The organism is Methylobacter svalbardensis (assembly GCF_037671525.1).
GTDB classification, from domain to species: domain Bacteria; phylum Pseudomonadota; class Gammaproteobacteria; order Methylococcales; family Methylomonadaceae; genus Methylobacter_A; species Methylobacter_A svalbardensis.
The window spans coordinates 1-607 of record NZ_JAWPOH010000207.1; the positions used below are offsets into that span (position 1 = coordinate 1).

Here is a 607-nt window from a genome sequence, read left to right on the forward strand (position 1 = left end):
TAGCTACCAAATACTTGCCAAACTACCTGGGCTGGCGACGGGCTTTTGAACAACACTGCCAACTCACGCCGGAAACCCTACTCAATGCTGCTCTGGGGAATTTTCAATATTTAACGATGACATAGCCTAAAAAAATGATCAATGATTTCATGGTCCTGAATTTTTTGTTTCATGAAAAAAACATATTCATCGACTGGCGAGAGAATCCAATCCTTCAAGATAAAGTTTATCTTATAGATAATATAAGAAAATGTTACAAGAAAGGGTTATGGTATGCATGCATAGTTGCTTCTTTTCCACTTTTAGATTTGCTATGCAGGAAATATTTTAATTCTAACAAACTTGAAAAGGACATATAGTTTCTCAGGTAAATAATTTCCAAGCCACTACAGTAAAATTCACGCAGGGATTGCGAAATCTTCACGCATTTTCTTCATGACACACAAAACTTTACTGGCATCTTGCATAGTAAGCGTTCACCCCATCTCCTTACACACAAATACTAAACCAGTCCATCTAGCTTGCGGGCTATCTGTATTCCATACACGCAGTCTTGTATTCTCTGGAACCCTTTCCATATGCTTTTAGCGCCGGGCTCTCCATCCGA

Annotated in this window: 1 pseudogene; it reads left to right on the top strand. The window is 38.9% G+C overall.

The features are described 5' to 3' along the window. Positions 1-125, top strand: a pseudogene (locus RW114_RS20865) (IS1595 family transposase); the annotation flags it as partial. Positions 126-607 lie beyond the last annotated feature (482 nt).